The organism is Clostridium chromiireducens, assembly GCF_003575225.1.
GTDB classification, from domain to species: Bacteria; Bacillota; Clostridia; order Clostridiales; family Clostridiaceae; genus Clostridium; species Clostridium chromiireducens.
In genome coordinates this window covers 1,307,744-1,314,267 of the sequence record NZ_QXDJ01000002.1, presented here as the reverse complement: position 1 = coordinate 1,314,267, position 6,524 = coordinate 1,307,744, and the positions used below count along the sequence as shown (strand labels likewise).

Sequence of the window (6,524 nt, the reverse complement as noted above, 5' to 3'; positions counted from 1 at the left end):
GTTAGCTCACGAACTTTGGGTATTGCCAACTCTCATGGTGTGACGGGCGGTGTGTACAAGGCCCGGGAACGTATTCACCGCGACATTCTGATTCGCGATTACTAGCAACTCCAGCTTCATGTAGGCGAGTTTCAGCCTACAATCCGAACTGAGACTGGTTTTGAAGTTTGGCTCCACCTCGCGGTTTAGCATCTCTCTGTACCAGCCATTGTAGCACGTGTGTAGCCCTAGACATAAGGGGCATGATGATTTGACGTCATCCCCACCTTCCTCCCGGTTAACCCGGGCAGTCTCGCTAGAGTGCTCAACTAAATGGTAGCAACTAACAATAAGGGTTGCGCTCGTTGCGGGACTTAACCCAACATCTCACGACACGAGCTGACGACAACCATGCACCACCTGTCTTCCTGCCCCGAAGGGCTTCCCCGATTAAGGGTAATTCAGGAGATGTCAAGTCTAGGTAAGGTTCTTCGCGTTGCTTCGAATTAAACCACATGCTCCGCTGCTTGTGCGGGCCCCCGTCAATTCCTTTGAGTTTTAATCTTGCGACCGTACTCCCCAGGCGGAATACTTAATGCGTTAGCGGCGGCACAGAGGTCATGACAACCCCTACACCTAGTATTCATCGTTTACGGCGTGGACTACCAGGGTATCTAATCCTGTTTGCTCCCCACGCTTTCGAGCCTCAGTGTCAGTTACAGTCCAGAAAGTCGCCTTCGCCACTGGTATTCTTCCTAATCTCTACGCATTTCACCGCTACACTAGGAATTCTACTTTCCTCTCCTGCACTCTAGATATCCAGTTTGGAATGCAGCACTCAGGTTAAGCCCGAGTATTTCACATCCCACTTAAATATCCACCTACGCTCCCTTTACGCCCAGTAAATCCGGACAACGCTTGCCACCTACGTATTACCGCGGCTGCTGGCACGTAGTTAGCCGTGGCTTCCTCCTTGGGTACCGTCATTATCGTCCCCAAAGACAGAGTTTTACAATCCGAAGACCGTCATCACTCACGCGGCGTTGCTGCATCAGGGTTTCCCCCATTGTGCAATATTCCCCACTGCTGCCTCCCGTAGGAGTCTGGGCCGTGTCTCAGTCCCAATGTGGCCGATCACCCTCTCAGGTCGGCTACGCATCGTCGCCTTGGTGAGCCGTTACCTCACCAACTAGCTAATGCGACGCGGGTCCATCTCATAGCGGATTACTCCTTTAATTGCTGTTTCATGCGAAACTACAATCTTATGCGGTATTAATCTTCCTTTCGAAAGGCTATTCCCCTCTATGAGGCAGGTTACCCACGTGTTACTCACCCGTCCGCCGCTAATCCGTTCCCGAAGAAACTTCATCGCTCGACTTGCATGTGTTAAGCACGCCGCCAGCGTTCGTCCTGAGCCAGGATCAAACTCTCAATTAAAAGTTTAATCTTAGCTTACTCAAATAAAGAATTGCTGGTTTACTTAAATGTATTTATGTTATTCTGTTCAATTTTCAAAGACCAATTTTCTTCCTTAAGCCCCTTGTTTCAAGGCTTATAAGCTTCTGTCGTTTCTGACAGCTTACTCAGTATATCATCGCTTTCAGATCTTGTCAACAACCTTTTTTAAAAACTCTTGAAACATTTTTCTTGGATGTTCTTTCAGCTTTAAGTCATTGAATTCTGTGCTTTTCAGCGACGAATTACATCTTACCATCGCTATCTGATCTTGTCAATAACTTTCTCAAAAAACTTTTCAACCTTCTTTTAAGGTATTTTAATGAGCTTAAGTATTTCTAAAACCATGTCTCCTAGCGACGTGTTTCATCTTATCATCTCTATTATAGTTATATTCTTTACTATTTAGATATTTCATGAGATTATTTCCATTATTCGCTATAATTCTTTAATATTCTCTCTTTTATTTATGTTGATACACTAGAAAAAGTTGTCCATCATAATATCCACTTATATACCTCTCTTCCATGTTACTATAAAATTCTTGTGAATTTATATTTCTTTGAAATAATCTGCTAATGTGATAACAATCCCCATTCTATAAATATAGTTAGGTTAAATATAGACGGTGTTCGATTATCTTAATGCCTGTTTTATTTCAACTAGAAAATCTTAGATTTCAAGGCAAACATAAATATTTACACATAAAAAAAAGAACTTATCTCACATAAACTCTTATCAATTAAATATACTATTATTAGTATCGTTGCCTCTTCTGTCATGATATTTACTATAGATTGTTATATACCTTAACTTTGTGTGTCTGCACTCTAGACCATAAAAATAATATGATTTTAAGCATTGTGTTATAATTTACATATGCCCACTTAAGAGTAATTAAAATTGCTTCTCACTATGAAGCAACCCAATTAAATAGTTAACCTAGTTAGATGAACATATTTATAATTTCGGTAAGTTATCACATAAATCTAAGCTAAGCATTGTTTATCTATATATTTAAGAAAGGAGGAATGCATATTTTTACTTATGTATTAATCTTGTTAATTTGTATTTTGATTTCAACCATAATAAGCAGATTTATACCTTCTTTATCGGTACCAATTGTGCAAATTGCAATGGGAGCATTAATTGCAATAATACATTCTGAATTCAACATTGAACTTGATCCACATACCTTTTTAGTAATGTTTATTGCTCCGCTTCTTTTCCGTGATGGGAAAAATGCTGATAAAAGATCACTTTGGAAACAGAGAAGAAACATACTTTTAATGGCATTGGCTTTAGTTGTTGTAACAGTAATATTAGTTGGATTGCTAATAAATAAGCTGATACCTTCTATTTCTCTACCATCAGCTTTTGCGCTTGCAGCAGCATTATCACCAACTGACTATGTTGCAGTTAGTGCACTTTCAAAGAAAATTTCTCTTCCTAGAAAAGTTCTTCATCTCATAGAAGGTGAAGGTCTTATGAATGATGCATCAGGTCTTGTATCTTTTAAATTTGCTTTGGCTGCAGCTTTAACTGGAACATTTTCATTATTTGATGCAACTATAAGTTTTTTTATGGTTTCTATTGGAGGAATTATTGTTGGATTAATTTTAGAACATATTCTCATTAGCTTTGAACTTTGGATAAGGAATCTTGGGATGGAAGACATTACAGTCGAAATATTACTTCAAATTTTAACTCCATTTATAATATATCTTTTATCTGAAGAGGTATTTAAGGTTTCAGGCATACTAGCCGTAGTTGTGGCCGGAATTGTATATTCATTATCATCTAAAAAATCAAAATTAAAAAATGCTAGATTAAATGCAGTATCAGAAAATACTTGGTCTGTTTTGGCATACGTTCTAAACGGACTTATATTTATAATAGTTGGATTGCAATTACCAAATATAATTAGAACTGCTTTTTATGAGGTTTCAATAAATAATTTTGGAGCTGTTATAGATGTCTTATTAATAACATTAGCTTTACTTACACTTAGGTATTTATGGGTTCTATCTATGTATCAGTTTGGAGATAAAGCTTGTAAAAGAGAAGAAAAAAGCGTCAAGTTTCATGCTGCACTTTTAACTTCCCTTTCAGGAGTAAGAGGAGCGGTCACATTAGCCACAGTTCTTTCAATCCCTTTAACACTCGAAAATGGGCAGCCATTTTCTGAAAGAACACTAATTTTATTCTTGTCTGTTGGGGTAATTCTAACAACGCTTCTTATTACGACTTTCATATTACCATTATTTGCTACAAAGGACTTCTCTAAAGAAACAAATTATTCAGAAATATTAAATAAAGCACAAATAAAAGTGTGGACTAATACAATAAACAAACTAAAATTAGAAATTGATAATAAGAAATATATCAATATGACCATAAATGAATACAAATACCGAATACATCAATTAAAACGAGGAAATTCTTACTATAAGAACTGGAATAGAAGTAGCAAAGAAGAAAAGAAATGGATGCTCCTATGTTTTAAAAAGGAAATTGAAAATACTAAAAAATTATTGCAAGAAGGTAAAATAGACGAATCTACTGCATATGTTTATGAAAAATCAATTAGAAACAAAATTAAATTGATGTCGTCAGTAGAAGGTTTTTCGTTGATATTTAAAGAAACTTTATCGCGCATTTCTATACTGGTTTTTAATATAAAAAAATTCAGGTATATATTACATGGATTAGAAAATAACAAGAAAAGTGAGCAGCGTTTAAAGGATTTAGCACTGAAAGAACTTTATTCAACTAATGCAAAATATCTAATTCAATACGTTAAATCTATTACTACACCTGAAAACGAAGAGACTCTTAAGAAAATAATTTTATATTATCAGGGCGTATATTGGGTTGCAAGCAAACCTATCTTGGAAAAATCTAATAAACACGAGAAGAAGAAAGTTGAAATTAAAGCAATGCAATTAGAAAGAAATACTATACAATCTTTATTTGAAGATGGAGATATAAATTGGACTATAGCCTCTGAACTTCGAAAAAATTTAAATTATATTGAAAGTGATATTTTAAGATAGTAGGCTTTTACTTTTTTAAGCCTACTTATTTTATATATTTATTCCATAAATATCATCTAGAACAGGATCTATACTCCACCACTATTTCATAAATAACAATTGACAAATTAAATTGAGTTCGATATAATTTTATTATGCCAATCAGGATTGTAAATTAATCAACCCGCACAAGCTACAACAAATTAACTAAGTAGTTAAATTAATAATATATTGGAGGAATTTGTCATGAAAATTTTAGCTTTAGAATTCTATAAAAACGGAAGAATGAAAGAATCATTTGCTTTAGGAGGATCTCTTGAAAAAGAAAAAATTAATCCTAATAAAGAATATCCTGCAAGTTTACAAAACTATCTAGTCGATACAGGGAAAGAAGTTATCTTAGTAGATACAGGACTACCTATTGAAACACCTGATTTTGAAGATAAACCAGAACAATCTATGTTTATGGGAGAAAAAGTTGCAAACTTTACAGAAGCATTAAAAAATATAGGCTATGAGCCAAAAGATATTAATAAAATCATTTTAACCCATAAACACCCTGATCATGCTGGTGAATTAAGATTATTTGATCATGCACAAGTATATATTTCACACATGGAAGCTGATGCTATGAATATAAATGGTAAAAATATAATTAAAGTTGATTTTACTGATGGTCAATATAAAAATTTTGCTGAAAGCCAAATTATAAGCGAGAATATTATAATGCTGCCAGCCTATGGGCATACTACTGGTAATTCTTTAGTTGTTGTTGAAGATAATGGAGTAAATTATATGATTCACGGTGACGTAACTTACACAGATGAAGCCCTAAGACAAAATCAGCTATCCGTAGTTTTTGAAGATAAAGACTTAGCGAAGCAAACATTAGAAAAAGTTAGAACTTTTATTAAAGAAAATGACACAATTTATTTAAGCACTCATACTCCTGAAGGTTTAGCTTCATTAAAAAATAATTCTATTATGAAATTATAAAAATATAATTTACTTTTTACTCAATTAAAATATCATAAAAAATAATTTAGGAAGGTGATTAATTATGAATAATACAATAGATATAATAAAAGATCATAGATCAATACGACAATATTTAGATAAAGATGTTCCTAATGAATTAATAGATGACATTATAAAAAGTGCTCAAGCTATGCCTAATTCAATAAACGGACAACAAGCTTCAGTTATTGTTGTAAGAGACAAAAAGAAGAAAGAAAAATTAGCTGAGCTTGTAGGCAATCAAGAATATGTAGCAAAAGCTCCTGTGTTTCTAGTTTTTGTAATGGATTTTTATAGAACTTATCTTGCCGGTGAAAAAACAGGCTTAAAGCAAGTAATTCATGAAGATATCGAAGGCATTCTAGCTGGTTCGGTTGATGTTGGAATTGCTTTAGGGGCTTCTGTTGTTGCAGCTGAATCTCTTGGACTTGGCACAGTGCCTATTGGTGGGATTAGAAAAAATCCAGAAGAAGTTATAGAACTATTAGGATTACCTAAATATACTTTTCCAATGGTAGGTTTAGTAGTTGGATATCCCGCTGATAAATCTCATAAAAAACCAAGGGTTCCTTTTGATAGTTTCAAACATGAAGAAAGTTATGACACAAAGGTTGTTGAAGCTTCAATTAATGATTATGATGAGGAAATGGATAAATATCTAAAGGATATTGGAAGATCTGAACAAGAAACAAATTGGAGTACTTTAACTTCAAGAATTTATCAATCGGTTTATTATCCTAAGGTTAAAGATGCTGTTGCTAAACAAGGCTTAAAATCTAAATAATGATAAGAGTTTCCCCTTTGGAAGAGAAAATTCTATCCTTTCTCTAGCATACCTTGAAATTTTTAAAGTCCCAGAAGGCAAGAAAATAACAGGAGTCGTAATGGTAGGATATCCTGAACATAACTTTAATAGACTAACAGATAGAAATGCATTAGATGTTACATTCCATGAAAAGTAGAAATTTATAAAGGGCTTCGTAAGTGAAGTCCTTTTTAGTTTATTTATTAAACCAAGTATTTAAATTGTAAAACATT

General features: G+C 34.2%; 3 protein-coding genes, 1 rRNA gene and 1 pseudogene. 4 read left to right on the top strand and 1 reads right to left on the bottom strand.

Features of this window, described 5'->3' with window-relative positions:
- Positions 1-1,416 (bottom strand): 16S ribosomal RNA (locus D2A34_RS11315); the annotation flags it as partial.
- A gap of 1,049 nt (positions 1,417-2,465) precedes the next feature.
- Here D2A34_RS11315 and D2A34_RS11310 point away from each other — a divergent pair.
- The 4 genes and pseudogenes from D2A34_RS11310 to D2A34_RS27220 form a co-directional block, all read left to right on the top strand.
- The gene (locus D2A34_RS11310; RefSeq protein ID WP_243128321.1) at positions 2,466-4,490 is read left to right on the top strand and encodes a Na+/H+ antiporter; all 2,025 of its coding nucleotides are present in this window, start codon (positions 2,466-2,468) and stop codon (positions 4,488-4,490) included.
- Between the two features lie 225 nt (positions 4,491-4,715).
- Positions 4,716-5,465, top strand: a complete 750-nt coding sequence (locus D2A34_RS11305) for an MBL fold metallo-hydrolase (RefSeq protein ID WP_079439017.1) — start codon at positions 4,716-4,718, stop codon at positions 5,463-5,465.
- A 64-nt stretch (positions 5,466-5,529) separates the two neighbouring features.
- Positions 5,530-6,270, top strand: coding sequence for an NADPH-dependent oxidoreductase (locus D2A34_RS11300; protein ID WP_119366646.1), 741 nt, complete (start codon positions 5,530-5,532; stop codon positions 6,268-6,270).
- A 1-nt stretch (position 6,271) separates the two neighbouring features.
- Positions 6,272-6,448, top strand: a pseudogene (locus D2A34_RS27220) (nitroreductase family protein); the annotation flags it as partial.
- Positions 6,449-6,524: the final 76 nt, after the last annotated feature.